15 protein-coding genes and 1 pseudogene are annotated in these 15,756 nt (G+C 72.8%); 12 read left to right on the top strand and 4 right to left on the bottom strand.

The features are described from left to right. Nucleotides 1–62: 62 nt before the first annotated feature. The 4 genes from leuC to H299_RS0130125 all read left to right on the top strand — a co-directional run bounded on the left by leuC (nt 63) and on the right by H299_RS0130125 (nt 3,260). Complete coding sequence (leuC, locus tag H299_RS0130140; protein WP_027751476.1) at nt 63–1,493, top strand: 3-isopropylmalate dehydratase large subunit; 1,431 nt, start codon at nt 63–65, stop codon at nt 1,491–1,493. 5 nt (nt 1,494–1,498) lie between these two features. Beyond that, nucleotides 1,499–2,092: a 3-isopropylmalate dehydratase small subunit gene (leuD, locus tag H299_RS0130135; protein WP_027751475.1), complete on the top strand. Its 594-nt coding sequence runs from the start codon at nt 1,499–1,501 to the stop codon at nt 2,090–2,092. Nucleotides 2,093–2,206: 114 nt separating this feature from the next. After that, nucleotides 2,207–2,461: an SCO5555 family protein gene (locus tag H299_RS0130130; protein ID WP_027751474.1), complete on the top strand. Its 255-nt coding sequence runs from the start codon at nt 2,207–2,209 to the stop codon at nt 2,459–2,461. 127 nt (nt 2,462–2,588) lie between these two features. Further along, nucleotides 2,589–3,260 carry an HU family DNA-binding protein gene (locus tag H299_RS0130125; protein WP_027751473.1) on the top strand — a complete coding sequence of 224 codons (672 nt, stop codon included), beginning with the start codon at nt 2,589–2,591 and terminating at the stop codon, nt 3,258–3,260. 366 nt (nt 3,261–3,626) lie between these two features. Here the strand turns inward: H299_RS0130125 and cofC are convergent. Continuing rightward, nucleotides 3,627–4,283, bottom strand: a pseudogene (gene cofC, locus H299_RS37030) (2-phospho-L-lactate guanylyltransferase); the annotation flags it as partial. 129 nt (nt 4,284–4,412) lie between these two features. On the opposite strand from cofC, the gene H299_RS37025 reads away from it, so the two are divergent. The 3 genes from H299_RS37025 to H299_RS0130105 all read left to right on the top strand — a co-directional run bounded on the left by H299_RS37025 (nt 4,413) and on the right by H299_RS0130105 (nt 7,476). Continuing rightward, nucleotides 4,413–5,240, top strand: coding sequence for a lysophospholipid acyltransferase family protein (locus H299_RS37025; protein WP_051262987.1), 828 nt, complete (start codon nt 4,413–4,415; stop codon nt 5,238–5,240). Further along, nucleotides 5,237–6,238, top strand: a complete 1,002-nt coding sequence (locus H299_RS0130110; protein WP_027751472.1) for an NAD(P)H-dependent glycerol-3-phosphate dehydrogenase — start codon at nt 5,237–5,239, stop codon at nt 6,236–6,238. The genes H299_RS37025 and H299_RS0130110 overlap by 4 nt, the downstream gene beginning before the upstream one ends. Nucleotides 6,239–6,339: 101 nt before the next feature. Continuing rightward, nucleotides 6,340–7,476: a D-alanine--D-alanine ligase family protein gene (locus H299_RS0130105; protein ID WP_027751471.1), complete on the top strand. Its 1,137-nt coding sequence runs from the start codon at nt 6,340–6,342 to the stop codon at nt 7,474–7,476. Between the two features lie 102 nt (nt 7,477–7,578). On the opposite strand, the gene H299_RS0130100 is transcribed toward H299_RS0130105, so the two are convergent. Together H299_RS0130100 and H299_RS0130095 are read right to left on the bottom strand one after the other, a co-directional pair. Beyond that, nucleotides 7,579–8,085: a DUF3515 domain-containing protein gene (locus H299_RS0130100; RefSeq protein WP_486587489.1), complete on the bottom strand. Its 507-nt coding sequence runs from the start codon at nt 8,083–8,085 to the stop codon at nt 7,579–7,581. Nucleotides 8,086–8,105: 20 nt separating this feature from the next. Further along, a complete protein-coding gene (locus H299_RS0130095; RefSeq protein WP_027751469.1) occupies nt 8,106–8,339 on the bottom strand; it encodes an Lrp/AsnC ligand binding domain-containing protein in 234 nt (77 codons plus the stop codon). Nucleotides 8,340–8,476: 137 nt separating this feature from the next. Between H299_RS0130095 and H299_RS0130090 the strand changes: the two genes are divergently transcribed. Further along, nucleotides 8,477–9,475 (top strand): thiamine-phosphate kinase, encoded by a 999-nt coding sequence (locus H299_RS0130090; protein ID WP_051262986.1) that lies wholly within the window; start codon nt 8,477–8,479, stop codon nt 9,473–9,475. Between the two features lie 77 nt (nt 9,476–9,552). Continuing rightward, nucleotides 9,553–10,368, top strand: coding sequence for a bifunctional hydroxymethylpyrimidine kinase/phosphomethylpyrimidine kinase (gene thiD, locus H299_RS0130085; RefSeq protein ID WP_027751467.1), 816 nt, complete (start codon nt 9,553–9,555; stop codon nt 10,366–10,368). Nucleotides 10,369–10,473: 105 nt separating this feature from the next. On the opposite strand, the gene rpmB is transcribed toward thiD, so the two are convergent. Beyond that, nucleotides 10,474–10,659 (bottom strand): 50S ribosomal protein L28, encoded by a 186-nt coding sequence (rpmB, locus tag H299_RS0130080; protein WP_027751466.1) that lies wholly within the window; start codon nt 10,657–10,659, stop codon nt 10,474–10,476. A 279-nt stretch (nt 10,660–10,938) separates the two neighbouring features. On the opposite strand from rpmB, the gene H299_RS0130075 reads away from it, so the two are divergent. The 3 genes from H299_RS0130075 (at nt 10,939) to rsmD (ending at nt 15,700) form a co-directional block, all read left to right on the top strand. Continuing rightward, nucleotides 10,939–12,666 carry a DAK2 domain-containing protein gene (locus H299_RS0130075; protein ID WP_027751465.1) on the top strand — a complete coding sequence of 576 codons (1,728 nt, stop codon included), beginning with the start codon at nt 10,939–10,941 and terminating at the stop codon, nt 12,664–12,666. Between the two features lie 61 nt (nt 12,667–12,727). Then, nucleotides 12,728–14,995: an ATP-dependent DNA helicase RecG gene (recG, locus tag H299_RS0130070; protein WP_027751464.1), complete on the top strand. Its 2,268-nt coding sequence runs from the start codon at nt 12,728–12,730 to the stop codon at nt 14,993–14,995. A gap of 105 nt (nt 14,996–15,100) precedes the next feature. Next, a complete protein-coding gene (rsmD, locus tag H299_RS0130065) occupies nt 15,101–15,700 on the top strand; it encodes a 16S rRNA (guanine(966)-N(2))-methyltransferase RsmD (protein ID WP_027751463.1) in 600 nt (199 codons plus the stop codon). The last annotated feature ends 56 nt before the right edge of the window (nt 15,701–15,756 follow it).

Below are 15,756 nucleotides of genomic sequence, written 5' to 3'. Positions count from 1 at the left end.
GAACGGGTGCGGGCGAAGGTTTCGAGCATGGGCCGGCGATGCGGCCGGCCGGAGGGAATCCGATGGGACGGACACTGGCGGAGAAGGTCTGGGACGACCATGTCGTCCGGCGGGCGGAAGGCGAGCCCGACCTGCTCTTCATCGATCTGCACCTGCTGCACGAGGTGACCAGTCCGCAGGCTTTCGACGGCCTCCGCAAGAGTGGGCGCCGCGTGCGGCGTACGGACCTCACGCTCGCGACCGAGGACCACAACACCCCCACCCTGGACATCGACAAGCCCATCGCGGACCCGGTCTCGCGTGTCCAGCTGGAGACGCTGCGTAAGAACTGCGCGGACTTCGGGGTACGGCTGCACCCGCTCGGTGACGTCGAGCAGGGCGTGGTGCACGTGGTGGGGCCGCAGCTGGGGCTGACCCAGCCGGGCACGACGGTCGTCTGCGGCGACAGCCACACCTCCACGCACGGCGCGTTCGGCGCGCTGGCGTTCGGCATCGGCACCAGCCAGGTCGAGCACGTACTGGCCACCCAGACCCTGCCGCTGGCCCCGTTCCGGACCATGGCGATCACGGTCAACGGCGAGCTGCCCGAGGACGTCAGCGCCAAGGACCTGATCCTGGCGGTGATCACCAAGATCGGCACCGGCGGCGGTCAGGGCTATGTGCTGGAGTACCGCGGCGAGGCCATCGAGAAGCTGTCGATGGAAGCCCGGATGACCATCTGCAACATGTCCATCGAGGCGGGCGCCCGAGCCGGGATGATCGCCCCGGACGCGACCACCTTCGCCTATCTCCAGGGCCGGGACCACGCCCCGCACGGCGCGGACTGGGACGCGGCGATGGAGTACTGGGCCACGCTGCGCACCGACGAGGACGCGGTCTTCGACCACGAGGTGGTCATCGACGCCGCCGAGCTGGCGCCGTTCGTCACCTGGGGCACCAATCCGGGGCAGGGGGCGCCGCTGTCCGCGAGCGTGCCCGACCCCGCCGGCTTCGAGGACGAGGCCGAGCGCCTCGCCGCCTCCAGGGCGCTGGAGTACATGGGGTTGACCGCGGGTACGCCGCTGCGCGAGGTCGCCGTCGACACCGTGTTCGTCGGCTCCTGCACCAATGGCAGGATCGAGGACCTGCGCAACGCCGCGTCGGTGCTGGCGGGCCGTCAGGTGGCCGACGGCGTCCGGATGCTGGTCGTGCCCGGTTCGGTGCGGGTGGCGCTCCAGGCGGTCGAGGAGGGGCTGGACAAGGTGTTCACCGCTGCCGGAGCCGAATGGCGGCACGCGGGCTGCTCGATGTGTCTGGGCATGAACCCCGACCAGCTGGCCCCCGGCGAGCGCGCGGCCTCCACCTCCAACCGCAACTTCGAGGGCAGGCAGGGCAAGGGCGGCCGGACGCATCTGGTCTCCCCGCACGTCGCCGCCGCCACCGCGGTCCTGGGCCATCTGGCCTCACCCGCCGACCTGTCCGACGACCGCACCCGCACCCCCGCCGGAGTCTGAGAACCATGGAAGCCTTCACCACCCACACCGGCCGGGTCGTACCGCTGCGCCGCAGCAACGTCGACACCGACCAGATCATCCCCGCGCACTGGCTGAAGAAGGTCACCCGCGACGGCTTCGAGGACGGCCTGTTCGAGGCGTGGCGCAAGGACCCGGAGTTCGTCCTCAACCAGCCCCGTCACCAGGGCGCGACCGTACTGGTCGCCGGTTCCGACTTCGGTACCGGCTCCTCCCGCGAGCACGCGGTCTGGGCACTCCAGAACTACGGCTTCAAGGCCGTCATCTCCTCGCGCTTCGCCGACATTTTCCGGGGCAACTCGCTCAAGAACGGCCTGCTCACCGTCGTACTCCCGCAGCCGACGGTGGAGCGCCTGTGGGCGTTGGCCGACGCCGACCCCGCCGCGGAGGTGACCGTCGACCTCGTGGGGCGCAAGGTCCTGGCCCCCGGTGTCGACGCGGACTTCGCTCTGGACGAGAACGCCCGCTGGCGGCTCCTGGAGGGTCTCGACGACATCAGCCTCACTCTCCAGAACGAAGCGGACGTCGCGGCGTACGAGGCGCGCAGGCCCGCCTTCAAGCCGCGCACCCAGGCGGTCTGACGAGGAAGGACTCCCGCCGCGCCGCGACTGCGCCCCCCGCCTCCGGGCGGGGGGCGCACTGTTGCGTTGAGTGCCCACGAAGTGACAACTCGCCCCAGATGGCACAATCGGCGCATGGAACGCGACGGTCAACTCGAGCTGTACGACCGCGTCGCCGCCCGCCTGAAGGAGGCGCACGCGCGCGTGCGCACGCTGCAAGTCCCCGAGAGCGTACGGGTGGCACTGACGCGGAAGCTGCTCGTGATCACGGCCGCTACCAAACACGACCTGGCGGACGCCGAGCGGCGTCTGGACCAGCTGATGGCCGACCTCGACGCCGGGCGGTTACCTCCCGTGCCGGGCGACCGCCGTGCCGACGGATCTCGTTGACAGCCGATTTCGTTGCGGCACAAGGGTGATTAGCCCGTTTCGTGTTTGATTTGCGGTATATATCTGCCTACCGTGCGAAAAAGCTCGGACACATTCGTTCCCGTGCAATGCCTCCGAAGGGGAAGACGTGAACAAGGCGCAGCTCGTTGAAGCAATTGCCGACCAGCTCGGCGGACGTCAGCAGGCCGCTGACGCGGTCGATGTCGTACTGGACGCGATTGTCCGCGCGGTGTGCGCGGGTGACCGGGTCTCGGTCACAGGTTTCGGTTCCTTCGAGAAGGTCGACCGGCCCGCCCGCTACGCACGTAACCCGCAGACCGGTGAGCGGGTGCGGGTCAAGAAGACCTCGGTGCCGCGCTTCCGGGCCGGCCAGGGGTTCAAGGACCTGGTCAGCGGGGCGAAGAAGCTCCCGAAGAACGACGTCGCGGTGAAGAAGGCGCCGAAGGGCAGCCTCTCGGGTGGCTCTTCGACGAAGAAGGCCGCCACCAAGAAGGCCGCGGCGAAGACGGCGGCCAAGAAGGCCACCGCGAAGAAGGCCACCGCCAAGCAGGCGGCGGTCAAGAAGACCGCCGCGAAGAAGACGGCCACCGTCAAGAAGACGGCCGCCAAGAAGGCCACCGCGAAGAAGACGGCGGCCAAGAAGACCACGGCCAAGAAGGCCACCGCGAAGAAGAGCGCGGCCAAGAAGGCCACCGCGAAGAAGGCCCCGGCCAAGAAGAGCGCGGCCAAGAAGGCCCCGGCCCGCAAGTCGTCGGCGCGCAAGACCACGGCCAAGAAGGCCGCTGCCCGCAAGAAGTGAGGCGGAGGCACGTACCAGCGCCGGGCCGGGCTCCCTCGGGGGAGCCCGGCCCGCGGGCGTTGCGGGAGCTTTGCGCGGTGATTCCGCGCGGATTCCGGACGGGGTCTGCGGGGGTTTTGCGGGTGCTCCGGGCGCGCGGGCTCGAGGAAGTCGCGGGAATCACAGGGTCTGGAGTGTGAGGAAGGTGACCCGGCGCTCGCCGCCCTCTCCCGTCACCTCCACCCGGACCCGCTGCCCGGGCCGCAGCAGCCGCAGGCCGCCCGCGTCGAACGCGGCGGCGTCGAAGGGCACCGGCGTCCCGTCGTCCAGCAGCACACTGCCGGAACGGGTCTCGGGGTCGTAGGTGTACGAGGTCGCCTGCATGGCCAGCAGCGTACGCGCCGTCGCCTTCGCCGAGTACACACCCACCCCCAGGGCGAGCGCCGCCCGCAGGTCGTCCGCCGTGTCCACGTCCTGCCGTGCCCCGGGGACGTCCGGCAGCGCCAGTTCCACCGCCCCGGAGGCCCGGTGCCGGGCGCGGGACGGGCCGCCGAACTCCGGCCGCAGTTCCCTGCCCGGCAGCGCGGCCAGCAGCGTGGTGCCCACCCCGGCGGTGTCCGGGAGGAACGCCCGCGGGAAGCGCGCCGCGGCGGCGAGCACCCGGGTCAGCTCCGCGGGGCGCAGCGCGGGCAGATCCGCGTTCAGCGCGGCGACGGCGGAGCCCGGGGCGCGGGCGCGCACCCGCGCCGTACCGTGCGCGAGCGCCGCGTTCAGGCCGCCGGCCGGGGTGTCCGGCACGATGCGCGCCCCGAGCGCCGCGAGCGCCTCGGCGGCCAGCGGATCGTCAGTGACAACTGCCACATCGCGTACGGCCGCGCAGCCCACCGCCGCGCTCACCGTGTCCTGGGCGAAGGCCAGGGCGAGGCCGGGACGGAGCGCCTCACCAGCCGTGGCGCCGAGGCGGCTCTTCGCCCTGGAGAGCGGTTTGAGGGGAATGACCACGCTCCACACGCCCGCTGCCCCCGGCTTCTGGTGACGTTGCATCGCACTCATTCTCGCCTGCTCCCGGCGCACGTCGGCGGCCTCGGGGTTACGGTGTGCACGACAGCCGGTGTCCGATGGCGTGGACACCCGGTTGTGCGCGACAGAGAACCAAGAGGAGATGGTGTCCCGGTGTCCCGCCGCAGAATCGGCTTCTGGTACCGCCTCGCCGCGGTGGTGGCGAAACCACCGCTGGTGGTCCTCTTCAAGCGGGACTGGCGTGGAATGGAACACATTCCGACTGACGGCGGGTTTATCACCGTCGTCAATCACAACTCCTATCTCGACCCTCTCTCGTACGCCCACTTCCAGTACAACACCGGCCGCGTCCCGCGATTCCTGGCGAAGGTCGCCCTCTTCAAGGCCGGTGCCGTCGGGGCCTTCATGCGCGGCGCGGGGCAGATCCCGGTCTACCGCGAATCGGCGGACGCCGTCGGCGCCTTCCGGGCCGCCGTGGAGGCGATCAACGACGGCGAATGCGTGGCCTTCTACCCGGAGGGCACCCTCACCCGTGACCCCGAGATGTGGCCGATGCAGGGCAAGACCGGCGCCGCGCGGGTGGCTCTGGTCACCAAGGCTCCGGTGATCCCCGTCGCCCAGTGGGGCGCCAACCTCGCGGTCCCCCCGTACGCCGGGCTCAAGCAGCTCCGCTTCTTCCCGCGCAAGACCCTCACGGTGCGGGCCGGCCCGCCCGTGGACCTCTCGGAGTTCTACGGGCGCGACCCCACGGCCGAGGTACTGCGCGCGGTCACCGAGACCATCATGGACGCCCTCACCGAGCAGCTGGCCGAGATCCGCGGCGAGCCGGTGCCCGCGGAGCGGTACGTCGGTCGCGGGCGGAGTGACGGGCGGCCCGGCGCGGGACGGCCCCCGAGCGGTCCGTCCGCAGCGGTAGGGACCGGTGTGGTGGACACAGGCCAGCAGCCGGCCGGGAAGGCCGAAGAGGGAGAGACAGCGTGACGCGAGCCGCCGTGTACGGCACCGGTTCCTGGGGTACGGCGTTCGCCGTGGTGCTCGCCGACGCGGGGTGCGAGGTCACTCTGTGGGGGCGGCGCCCGGAACTGGTTGACGCCGTCAACGCCACCCGCACCAACCCGGACTACCTGCCGGGAGTCGAACTCCCCCCGTCCGTCACGGCCACCGCCGACCCCGCCCGCGCTGCACGCGGCGCGGACTTCACGGTGCTCGCCGTGCCCTCCCAGTCGCTGCGCGGCAACCTGGAGCGCTGGGCCCCGCTGCTGCGCCCCGACACCGTGCTCGTCTCCCTGATGAAGGGGGTGGAACTGGGCACGGCCGAGCGGATGAGCGAGGTCATCGCCGAGGTCACCGGGGCGGGCCCGGAACGCATCGCCGTGCTCAGCGGCCCCAACCTGGCCAAGGAGATCGCCGCGCGGCAGCCCGCCGCCTCCGTGGTCGCCTGCCGGGACGCCGCGGTGGCACGGCGGCTCCAGACCGCCTGCCACACCCCCTACTTCCGCCCGTACACGAACACCGACGTCGTCGGCTGCGAACTGGGCGGCGCCGTCAAGAACGTCATCGCGCTGGCCGTCGGCATCGCGGAGGGGATGGGGCTGGGCGACAACGCCAAGGCCTCGCTGATCACCCGCGGCCTGGCCGAGACCACTCGGCTCGGCCTGGCGATGGGCGCCGACGCGCACACCTTCGCCGGCCTCGCGGGCATGGGCGACCTGGTCGCCACGTGCTCCTCGCCGCTGTCCCGCAACCACACCTTCGGCACCAACCTCGGCCGGGGCATGACGCTGGAGGAGACCATCGCGGTCACCCGGCAGACGGCCGAGGGCGTCAAGTCCTGCCAGTCGGTGCTCGATCTGGCGCGGCGCCACGCGGTGGAGATGCCGATCACGGAGACGGTGGTGAGCATCGTCCACCAGGGCACGCCGCCGCTGGTCGCGCTCAAGGAGCTGATGTCGCGCAGCGCCAAGGCCGAGGGGGAGTGACCGGTGCCGCCGGAGTCCTCGCCACCGACGCCCTCGCCGCCGGAGGCACGGCGCCGAGGGCTCACGCCCCGACCGGGGCGAGACGGTAAAGTCAGGGCGATATGAGCAGCCACAGCCCCAACCCCAAGCCCCGGGTCGCCGTCGTGTTCGGTGGCCGCAGTTCCGAACACGGGATCTCCGTGGTCACGGCCGGCGCGGTCCTGCGCGCCATCGACCGGGAGAAGTACGAGGTGCTGCCGGTCGGCATCACCTCGGACGGCAGCTGGGCACTGACCGCCGACGACCCCGAGCGCATGGCCATCGCCGACCGGCAGCTGCCCAGCGTGGCGGGCATCGCCGACCCCGGCACGGGCGGCGTGCTGCTGCCGGTCGACCCCGGCAACCGCGAGGTCACCGTCACCGAGCCCGGGCAGGTGCCGAAGGCGCTGGGCGAGGTGGACGTCGTCTTCCCCGTGCTGCACGGCCCGTACGGCGAGGACGGCACACTCCAGGGGCTGCTGGAGCTGTCCGGGGTGCCGTACGTGGGGGCCGGGGTGCTGGCCTCGGCCGTCGGCATGGACAAGGAGTACATGAAGCGGATCTTCGAGTCCTTCGGGCTGCCGGTCGGCCCGTACCTCACGGTCCGCCCGCGCGAGTGGGAGAGCGACCCGTCCGCCGCGCGGAAGAAGATCGTGGACTTCGCCGGTGAGCACGGCTGGCCGCTCTTCGTGAAGCCGTCCCGCGCCGGATCGTCGATGGGCATCACCAAGGTCGACGGCCTCGGCGATCTGGACGACGCGGTGGAGGAGGCCCGCCGCCACGATCCCAAGATCATCGTGGAGTCGCTGCTGAGCGGCCGTGAGATCGAGTGCGGGGTGCTGGAGTTCGAGGACGGGCCGCGCGCCAGCCTGCCGGCCGAGATCCCCCCGGTCGCCTCACACGGCTTCTACGACTTCGAGGCCAAGTACATCGACTCCGCCACCGGGATCGTGCCCGCGCCGCTCACCGAGGAGCAGACCGCACGAGTGCGGGAGCTGGCGGTGAGCGCGTTCGAGGCGGTCTCCTGCGAGGGGCTCGTCCGTGCGGACTTCTTCCTCTGCGACGACGGCGAGTTCGTCATCAACGAGATCAACACGATGCCCGGTTTCACACCCATCTCGATGTACCCGCGGATGTGGCAGGAGACCGGGGTCGGCTACGCCGAGCTGGTCGACCGGCTGATCCAGGCGGCGCTGCGCCGCCGTACGGGGCTGCGCTGAGGCGGAGCGGCGGGCGCGGCGGCGTGCCGGAACCGCGCGCCGCACGGGGCTGCGCGCGGACCGGATGCGGACCGGATGCGGTGGCGGATCACGGCATGGCTGCTACGGCTCCGCCACGGGCACGGACTTGCCCACCGCGCTGGTGAGGTCCGTCAGCGTGCCCACCTCGGGCGCGTAGTCGTCGGGCACACTCACCTCCACGAACGCGACGAGGTCCGTCGTGGTGAAGCGGTAGCCGCCGTCCCGCTGCTCGATCAGCCAGGAGACGCCGTTCACTTCCACCGCGTCGGAGGTGGGGTTGTAATGTTCACTCCCGGGTGTGAGCCTCTCGGGCCGCGGCACGCCGCAGCGCAGCTCGATGGCGGGATCACCCCAGGCGGCGGTGTACTTCGAGGCGGGGTCGAGTGTGGTCCGGTCCTCTCCGTCGACGCGTCCCGGCAACTCCCCGTGCAACGCCCGGCAGGCCCCGGCGGCCTTTCCGGATGGAGTGGGGACCGCCGGGCCGGCGCCGTCGTCCGAGGACGAACAGCCCGCGAGCGCGACCGCAACGGCGAGAGCGAGCGGCGGAAGTGACAACCGGCGAGGGGGGCGGTCAGGTGCGGATCTCACCGGGCGAGCATACGGGGGAGCTACAGATGGACCACTGGGCAGGTCAGGGTGCGAGTGATGCCGTCCACCTGCTGGACCTTGGCCACCACCAGCCGACCGAGGTCGTCGACGGTGTCGGCCTGGGCGCGCACGATCACGTCGTACGGTCCTGTCACGTCTTCGGCTTGGATCACACCGGGCACCTTGGCGATGACTTCGGCGACGGTCGACGCTTTGCCGACCTCGGTCTGGATCAAGATGTATGCCTGTACCACGGAACCTCCAGGGCGGGTACGAGGATCATGGGGAGAAACGGGACGCTACGGTACCGCGTCCCCGCCCGCGCCGGGGAGACCTGCGGGGGCGCCGGGAACGGCGGGTTGACGTCATCGGAACGTGAAGGGGCAGTCGCATGCTGAGTACTCCCGGGGGTCGCCCCCACACTCCCAGTACCGTGGCGGAGCTGGGGGAGTTCGGCCTCATCAGGGAGTTGACCTCCCGGCTCACCACCACTGCGGCCGTACGCATCGGTCCCGGCGACGACGCCGCGGTGGTCACCGCGCCGGATCGCAAAGTCGTCGTCAGCACCGACATTCTCCTCGAAGGACGGCACTTCCGCCGTGACTGGTCCACCGCCTACGACGTCGGCCGCAAGGCCGCGGCGCAGAACATGGCCGACATCGCGGCGATGGGCGCCGTGCCCACCGCGCTGCTGGTCGGCCTCGTCGTCCCCGCCGAACTCCCGGTGAACTGGCCGACGGAACTGATGGACGGCATCCGTGACGAGGCGCAAGTCGCCGCCGCGGCCGTGGTCGGCGGCGACGTCACGCGCGGCGAGACGATCACCGTGGCCATCACCGCGCTCGGCGACATGCGCAACCAGGAACCAGTCACTCGCGCCGGCGCGCGCCCGGGTGACGTGGTGGCCGTCACCGGCTGGCTGGGCTGGTCTGCCGCCGGTCACACGGTGCTCTCGCGCGGCTTCCGGTCGCCGCGGGCCTTCGTGGAGGCGCACCGCCGGCCCGAACCGCCGTACCACGCCGGTCCGGCGGCGGCGGCGCTCGGCGCGACCGCGATGACCGATGTCAGCGACGGCCTGGTGGCCGACCTCGGCCACATCGCGGAGTGCAGCAAGGTCCGCATCGACGTGCGCTCCGCGGAACTGGACGTGCCCGCGCAGATGTTCGACATCGGCCAGGCGGTCGGGGTCGACCCGCTCCAGTGGGTGCTCACCGGCGGTGAGGACCACGCGATTGTGGCCACCTTCCCGCCGGACCAGAAGCTGCCGGCGCGCTGGCGCACCATCGGTGAGGTGCTCGCCCCGTCGGCGCTGCCGCAGGTGACGGTGGACGGAGCCCCCTGGGACAAGGCCGGGGGCTGGGACCACTTCGGGGACTCGGCGCAGGCCTGAGCACCGCTCTCCTTCGCACCGTACGGGGCGGAGGTCCGCCGGGGGAAGCTCCGCGCGGCACCGCTAGATTCGTACGCATGAGCACACCTGCACGAGTACTGACCATCGCCGGCTCCGACTCCGGCGGCGGCGCGGGAATCCAGGCCGACCTCAAGACGATGCTGGCGCTGGGCACCCATGGGATGAGCGTGCTCACGGCTGTCACGGCGCAGAACTCCCTGGGCGTGCAGGGCGCCTGGGACCTGCCCGCGGAGGCCGTGGAGGCGCAGTTTCGCAGCGTCGTGGACGACATCGGGGTGCAGGCGGTCAAGACCGGGATGCTCTCCTCCGCGCCCCTGGTCGAAACGGTCGTCGGACTGCTGGCCGGGATCTCGGCTCCGGTGGTGGTCGATCCGGTCGGGGTCTCCAAGCACGGCGACGCGCTGCTCGCCGCCGACGCGCTGGACCAGGTACGGACCGGCCTGCTGCCCGTCGCGACCGTGGCCACGCCCAACCTCGACGAGGTCGCCCAGCTCACGGGCGTCCGCGTGGAGGCGGAGACGGACCTGCGGACGGCCGCGGAGGCCGTGCTCGCCCACGGTCCCCGATGGGCACTGGTCAAGGGCGGTCACCTGCGCGGGGACGCGGTCGACCTGCTCACCGACGGCACTCAGGAACACTGGCTGCGCGCGGCGCGGGCGGACAACCGCCACACGCACGGCACGGGCTGCACCCTGGCCTCCGCCATAGCCGCGGGGCTCGCAAGAGGGCGGACGGTGCCGGAGGCGGTGGTGGCGGCGAAGGAGTACGTCACCGGGGCGATCGCGGCGGGGTTCGCCCTGGGGGCGGGCATCGGCCCCGTCGACCACGGGTGGCGGTTCAGGGGACCGGCGACGGGTGACGGGCCCGCCTGACGCCGCCCCGTACGGCGCGGCGTCAGGGGCGCGGCGACGCGGAAAAGCCGGTCCACCCGAGGGCGGACCGGCTTCGCAGCAGCCAGCGAGGTGGCCGCGCTGACGTCAGCGCGAGACCTTGCCGGCCTTGATGCACGAGGTGCAGGCGTTGAGCCGCTTCGGCGTCCCGCCGACCACGGCACGCACGCGCTGGATGTTGGGGTTCCAGCGACGCGGCGTACGGCGGTGCGAGTGGGAAATGCTGTTGCCGAAGCCCGGCCCCTTGCCGCAGACGTCGCAGTTGGCAGCCACGGGACACTCCAAAGACTTCAGATGCGCTTACGGTGAATCCCGGCGTCGCAGGATCAGGGATGACCGGCCGCGCCAGGGAGAATTCCTGCCCGATTCACATCAGGCAACCGGAGCAGCATACAACGGCTGCCGTGGAACGGCGAAACCCGCCCCGGCCTGCGGCCCCCGCCCGCTCGCGTGGTCACCCGCCGCGCCGTACGGCGCTACGTTGAAGGCATCCCGCCGCGCTGGTACCCACCGGGGCCGGTCCCGCGTACGCTGCATCCAGGAGGCCCGCACGTGCCGCGACAGCTCGACCACACGGCGGTACACACATGGTGCGCGCTCGCGCTCGCCGCACTCGAGCGGGACCGCGCGGAGATCGACGCGATCAACGTCTACCCCGTCGCCGACGGCGACACCGGCAGCAACCTGTGCCTGACGCTCGAGGCCGCGTACCGCGCGCTGCGCGAAGCCCCCGGCGACACGGTGCCCGAGGCGCTGCGTGCCATGGCACGGGGCGCGCTGCTCGGTGCCTGCGGCAACTCGGGCACCATCCTGGCCCAGCTCCTGCGCGGCGTCGCCGAGGTGTACGCCGCGCCGCCTTGCGGCGAACCGGGGGGGAGCGACCCGGCCGCCGCCGACGCCGTGCTGCTGGCCCGTGCCCTGCGGCGTGCGGCGGACTCCGCCTACGGCGCGGTGGCCCGCCCCGTCGAGGGCACGATGCTCACCGTCGCGTCCGCGGCGGCGGCCCAGGGCGCCGCCGCGGCGGACGCGACCCCGACGGTGGCCGAGGTGGCCCGCGCCGCGCACCGGGGCGCCCGTACGGCGCTCGCCGCGACGACCGGCCAGCTCGACGTGCTCGCCCGCGCGGGCGTCGTGGACGCGGGGGGCAGCGGCCTCGTCGCCGTTCTCGGCGCGCTGACGGAGGCCCTGGGCGCCGCGGCCGCCCCGGACGCCGCAGACGGCAGCGCCGCCCCGGACGCCGCCGGGGCCGGCCCCGCGCCGCGCAGTACGGAGCCGGCGGCCTCGGCCACCGTGGCGGCCCCGGAGTCGGCCCCGGCGCCGGCGTTCGAGGTGATGTACCTCCTGGAGGCGGAGGACGCGGCCGTCGCCGCGCTCCGTACGGTGCTGGACCGCCTCGGCGACTCGCTCGTCCTCGTCGGCGGCGACGGGCTGTGGAACGTCCACGTCCACGTCGACGACGCCGGGGCGGCGATCGAGGCGGGCATCGAACGGGGCCGCCCGTACCGCGTGCGCATCGCCTCGCTCGCCGGCGCCGCACCCCCGCCCCTCGACGGCGCGACCGCCGCCGCCCCCTGCCCCGCCGCCCCCGAAGGCTGGGCGGCCCCTTCCGCGCGCTCCCGGACGCGTCGCCGCGCGGTGGTCGCCGCGGTGCACGGGGACGGGCTCGCCGCGCTCTGCGAAGCGGCGGGCGCGACGGTCGTCCCGGCGGCCGACGCCGCCGACGAGACCGTCCTCGCCCGCGCCGTCCGCCGCACCGGCGCGCGCGAGGTCGTCCTGCTGCCCAACGACCCCGACCTCCAGGACGCCGCGGTGCGCGCCGCCGAACGGGCCCGTGCCGACGGCATACGCACCGCGCTGATCCCCACCCGCGCCGCCGTACAGGGCCTGGCCGCGCTCGCGGTACACGAACCGGAGCACCGCTTCGACCAGGACGTGGTGGCCATGACCTCCGCCGCCGGTGCCACCCGCTACGGCGAAGTGACCGTCGCCGAGCGGGAGTCGTGGACCATGGCGGGCATCTGCCAGGCGGGCGACGTGCTCGGGCTCGTGGAGGGCGACGTGGCGGTCATCGGGTCGGATGTCGGCCAGGTGGCCGCCGACGTGCTGGAGCGGATGCTCGCCGCGGGCGGCGAACTGGTCACCCTCGTGCTCGGCGCCGACGCCCCGGAGGGCCTGGCGCAGCAGCTGCAAGAGCGCGTACGCCGCGGGCACCTGGCCGTCGACACGGTGGTGCACGAGGGCAGGCAGCGGTCGGAGGCCCTGCTGATCGGCGTCGAGTAGCCCCTGCTCCGGCGGGCGCGCCCGCCAAAGCGGGCCCGTGCTGTCACTGCCATGGTGTGCAATAGGCGGCGTGCCCTCGCTCGACGAACCCCTCAAGAAGGCCCTCGGCGGCAACACCGCGAAGGTGCTGGCCGATCAGCTCGGCCTGCACACGGTGGGCGACCTGCTGCACCACTACCCGCGCCGCTACGCCGAGCGTGGCGAGCTGACCAGGCTCGCCGACCTGCCCCTGGACGAGCACGTCACCGTCGTGGCGCGGATCGCCGACGCCCGCGTGCACACCTTCAACCGGGGCAAGGGCCAGCGGCTCGAGATCACCCTCACCGACGGAAGCGGCCGTCTCCAGCTCGTCTTCTTCGGGCGCGGCGTCCACGCCAACAAGCAGAAGCTGCTCCCCGGCCGCCGCGGCATGTTCGCGGGGAAGGTCGGGGTCTTCAATCGCCGACTCCAGCTCTCCCACCCGGACTACAAGCTGCTCGACGACGAGACGGACCAGGGCACGGTGGAGAGGTTCGCCACCGAGCTGCTGCCGCTCTACCCGGCCTGCAAGCAGCTGGAGTCGTGGAACATCGAGCAGGCCGTCGACACCGTGCTCACCTCCATGGAGGCCACCGGCTGGGCCGCGCTGACCGACCCGCTGCCGCCGTCGCTGCGTGCGCAGCGCGGCCTCATCACGCTTCCGGAGGCGTTCCGCAAGGTGCACCGGCCGCGTTCCAAGGCGGAGATCGCCGAGGCACGGGACAGGCTGAAGTGGGACGAGGCGTTCGTCCTCCAGGTGGCCCTGGCACGCCGTCGCCTCGCCGACGCCGCGCTGCCCGCCGTCCCGCGCCGCCCCGTGCCCGGAGGTGTGCTGGACGCCTTCGACGCGTCGCTGCCCTTCACCCTCACCGAGGGCCAGCAGCGGGTCGGCGCGGAGATCTTCGCCGACCTCGCGACCGCCCACCCCATGCACCGGCTGCTCCAGGGGGAGGTCGGCTCGGGCAAGACGATGGTCGCCCTGCGCGCCATGCTCACGGTCGTGGACTCGGGCGGCCAGACGGCGCTGCTCGCCCCCACCGAGGTGCTGGCCCAGCAGCACCACCGGTCCATCACCGAGATGATGGGGGCACTCGCCGAGGGCGGCATGCTCGGCGGCGCCGAACGGGGCACCAAGGTGGTCCTCCTCACGGGCTCCATGGGGGCGCCCGCCCGCCGCCGCGCGCTGCTGGACCTGGTGACCGGCGAGGCCGGGATCGTCATCGGCACGCACGCCCTGATCGAGGACAAGGTGCAGTTCCACGATCTGGGGCTGGTCGTCGTGGACGAGCAGCACCGGTTCGGGGTCGAGCAGCGCGACGCGCTGCGCTCCAAGGGCAGTCGGCCCCCGCACCTGCTGGTGATGACGGCCACCCCGATCCCGCGCACCGTGGCGATGACGGTCTTCGGCGACCTGGAGACCTCCGTGCTGGACCAGTTGCCCGCGGGCCGGTCGCCCATCGCCAGCCACGTGGTGCCCGCGGCGGACAAGCCGCACTTCCTGGCCCGCACCTGGGAGCGGGTGCGGGAGGAGGCGGAGGCGGGCCACCAGGCGTACGTCGTGTGCCCCCGCATCGGGGACGAGCAGGACGCCGCGCGCGGGCGGACGGGCGCCGGGGGGCATGGCAAGAAGGAAGCGGGCGGAGCCGACGAGGCGGACGGGACCGGCGGCGCGGAGGGGGCCGACGGGGCGGAGAGGCGTCCGCCGCTGGCCGTCCTCGACCTGCTCGGCACGCTGTCCGCGGGTCCGCTGTCGGGGCTGCGTGTCGAGGCCCTGCACGGCCGGATGCAGCCGGAGGCGAAGGACGAGGTGATGCGCCGCTTCGCCGCCGGTGAGGTGGACGTCCTCATTGCCACCACCGTCATCGAGGTCGGCGTCAACGTCCCCAACGCCACCGTCATGGTGATCATGGACGCCGACCGCTTCGGCGTCTCGCAGCTGCACCAGCTGCGCGGCCGGGTCGGGCGGGGCGCCGCGGCCGGGCTCTGCCTGCTGGTGACCGAGATGCCGGAGGCGGCGCCCGCCCGCGCCAGGCTCACCGCTGTCGCGGGCACGCTGGACGGCTTCGAGCTGTCCCGGATCGACCTCGAGCAGCGCCGCGAGGGCGACGTCCTGGGCCGGGCGCAGTCCGGGGTCCGCTCGTCACTGCGCATGCTGGCCGTCATCGACGACGAGGAGGTGATCGCCGCGGCCCGCGAGGAGGCCACGGCCGTCGTCACCGCCGACCCGGAGCTGACCGCGCTGCCGGAGCTGCGTACGGCGCTGGACGCGCTGCTCGACGAAGAGCGCGAGGACTACCTGGACAAGGGCTGACCGGTACCGACGCCATATCGTGGCAGGAGCCGGCCGCCGCGCACCGGTGACACCTGCGGCGGCCCCGCCGCCAGTCGCAGCTCCCCGACGAAGGGCCCGAATCCCATGACCCGCGTGATCGCCGGTACGGCCGGCGGACGACGGCTGGCCGTGCCTCCGGGCACCGGCACCCGGCCCACATCCGACCGGGCCCGCGAGGGCCTGTTCTCCAGTTGGGAGGCACAGCTGGGCGGCGCGGGCGGCTGGCAGGGCCTGCGGGTGCTGGACCTGTACGGCGGTTCGGGCGCCGTCGGGCTCGAGGCGCTCTCGCGCGGCGCCGCGCACGTCCTGCTGGTCGAGTCGGACCCTCGTGCGGTGGCGACGATCCGGGCCAACGTACGGGCACTGGGGCTCCCCGGCGCCGAGGTGCGCGCCGGACGGGCCGAGCAGGCCGTCGCCGGAGCGGCCCCGGCGGCACCGTACGGCCTGGTCTTCCTCGACCCGCCGTACGCCGTCGGCGATGACGATCTCCGCGAGATACTGCTCACACTCCGCTCGGAAAGGTGGCTGACGGGCGACGCACTCGCCACCGTGGAGCGCAGCACCAGAGGCGGCGAATTCCGCTGGCCCCCCGGCTTCGAGGGCCTGCGGTCCCGTCGTTACGGCGAGGGCACTCTTTGGTACGGTCGCGCCGCCGTACGGGAAGTTACTCCCGAGTCATGCTGAGGAGAACCACCGGGGGTGACCCCCACACCCCGCATCGTCCGGAGAGCGAGGAGACG

This window comes from Streptomyces sp. CNH287, assembly GCF_000424825.1.
This window is presented reverse-complemented; position numbering and strand designations above follow the sequence as displayed.

Coding starts and splice junctions, on each gene's coding strand:
- H299_RS0130090 (WP_051262986.1), top strand. CDS start 8,477: ATGCTGAGTACTCCCGGGGGTCGCCCCCACACTCCCAGTACCGTGGCG.
- rsmD (WP_027751463.1), top strand. CDS start 15,101: ATGACCCGCGTGATCGCCGGTACGGCCGGCGGACGACGGCTGGCCGTG.
- H299_RS0130130 (WP_027751474.1), top strand. CDS start 2,207: ATGGAACGCGACGGTCAACTCGAGCTGTACGACCGCGTCGCCGCCCGC.
- leuD (WP_027751475.1), top strand. CDS start 1,499: ATGGAAGCCTTCACCACCCACACCGGCCGGGTCGTACCGCTGCGCCGC.
- leuC (WP_027751476.1), top strand. CDS start 63: ATGGGACGGACACTGGCGGAGAAGGTCTGGGACGACCATGTCGTCCGG.
- thiD (WP_027751467.1), top strand. CDS start 9,553: ATGAGCACACCTGCACGAGTACTGACCATCGCCGGCTCCGACTCCGGC.
- H299_RS0130105 (WP_027751471.1), top strand. CDS start 6,340: ATGAGCAGCCACAGCCCCAACCCCAAGCCCCGGGTCGCCGTCGTGTTC.